Origin of the sequence: Nocardia arthritidis NBRC 100137 (genome assembly GCF_001612765.1) — a bacterium.
Taxonomy (GTDB): domain Bacteria; phylum Actinomycetota; class Actinomycetes; order Mycobacteriales; family Mycobacteriaceae; genus Nocardia; species Nocardia arthritidis.
In genome coordinates this window covers 1-1,875 of sequence record NZ_BDBB01000096.1, presented here as the reverse complement: position 1 = coordinate 1,875, position 1,875 = coordinate 1, and the positions used below count along the sequence as shown (strand labels likewise).

The following is a 1,875-nucleotide window of genomic DNA, read 5'->3' as shown; positions in this document are numbered from 1 at the left end:
CGGGTCGACGAGGGTGGAGGTGTCGCCGAGTTCGCGTCCTTCGGCGATGTCGCGTAGGAGGCGGCGCATGATTTTGCCGCTGCGGGTTTTGGGGAGTTCGGGGACGATGTGGATTTCGCGGGGTTTGGCGATGGGGCTGATTTCGTGGGCGACTTGGGTTTTGAGGTCGTCGATGAGGGTGGGGGTGGGTTGGGTGTGTGTGGTGAGGATGACGAAGGCGACGATGCCTTGGCCGGTGGTGGGGTCGGTGGCGCCGACGACGGCGGCTTCGGCGACGGTGTGGTGTGCGACGAGGGCGGATTCGACTTCGGCGGTGGAGATTCGGTGGCCGGAGATGTTCATGACGTCGTCGACGCGGCCGAGGATCCATAGGTCGCCGTTGGTGTCGAGTTTGGCGCCGTCGCCGGCGAAGTACCAGCCTTGTTCGGCGAAGCGTTCCCAGTAGGTTTCGCGGAAGCGTTGCCGATCGCCCCAGATGCCGCGCAGCATTGATGGCCAGGGCTGGTCGAGCACGAGGTAGCCGTTGGCTTCGGTTTCTCCGTGTGCGACCGGTTTGCCTTCTTCGTCGACGACGCGAGCGGAGATGCCGGGTAGTGGGGTCATGGCGGCGCCGGGTTTGGTGGCGGTGACGCCGGGCAGGGGGGCGATCATGATGGCGCCGGTTTCGGTTTGCCACCAGGTGTCGACGATGGGGGTGCGGCCGGCGCCGATGACTTCGCGGTACCAGCGCCATGCTTCGGGGTTGATGGGTTCGCCGACCGAGCCGAGCAGCCGCAGTGTCGACAGATCGTGGGCGTCGGGAATCTGCCTGCCCCATTTCATGAAGGTGCGGATGAGGGTGGGGGCGGTGTAGTAGATGGTGACGCCGTATTTTTCGATGATTTCGAAGTGGCGGTGTTCGGTGGGGGAGTTGGGTGTGCCTTCGTAGACGATTTGGGTGGTGCGGTTGGTGAGGGGGCCGTAGACGATGTAGCTGTGTCCGGTGACCCAGCCGATGTCGGCGGTGCACCAGTAGGTGTCGTGGCCGGGTTTGTGGTCGAAGATGGTGTGGTGGGTGTAGGCGGTTTGGGTGAGGTAGCCGCCGGTGGTGTGCAGGATGCCTTTGGGTTTTCCGGTGGTGCCGGAGGTGTAGAGGATGAACAGGGGGTGTTCGGTGTCGAAGGGTTGGGCTTGGTGTTGGGGGGAGGCGGTGGTGACGGTGTCGTGCCACCACAGGTCGCGGCCTTCGGTCCAGGGGACTTCGATGCCGGTGCGGTGGACGACCAGGAGGTGTTCGACGGTGGTGGTGTCGTTGCCGAGGGCTTCGTCGACGGCGGCTTTGAGGGGGGTGGGTTTGCCGCGGCGCCATTGTCCGTCGGTGGTGATGATCAGGCGGGCGCCGGCGTCGTCGACGCGTTGGCGCAGTGCGGTGGGGGAGAATCCGGCGAAGACGACGGAGTGGGTGAGGCCGAGGCGGGCGCAGGCGAGCATGGAGATGATGGCTTCGGGGACCATGGGCATGTAGATCGCGACCCGGTCGCCGGCGTGCAGGCCGAGGTCGGTGAGGGTGTTGGCGGCGCGGGATACTTCGTCGAGTAGTTGCTGGTAGGTGATGGTGCGGGAGTCGCCGGGTTCGCCTTCCCAGTGGATGGCGATCTGGTCGCCGTGGCCGTCGAGGACGTGGCGGTCGAGGCAGTTGTAGGCGACGTTGAGTTTTCCGCCGACGAACCATTTCGCTACCGGTGCGTCGGTCCAGTCCAGTACCTGTGTGAACGGTTCGTGCCAGTGCAGCCGCCCGGCTTGCTCGGCCCAGAATGCTTCCCGGTCGGCCGCCGCCCGCTGGTAGAACCCCGCGTCGGCGTTGGCCTGAGCGGCGAACTCCGCGCTCGGCGGGTA

Annotated in this window: 1 protein-coding gene; it reads right to left on the bottom strand. The window is 65.8% G+C overall.

Annotated elements, in window-relative coordinates; genetic code table 11:
* A partial coding sequence (gene acs, locus NA8_RS32200) for an acetate--CoA ligase (protein ID WP_063054047.1) occupies positions 1–1,875 on the bottom strand: 1,875 nt, incomplete at both ends.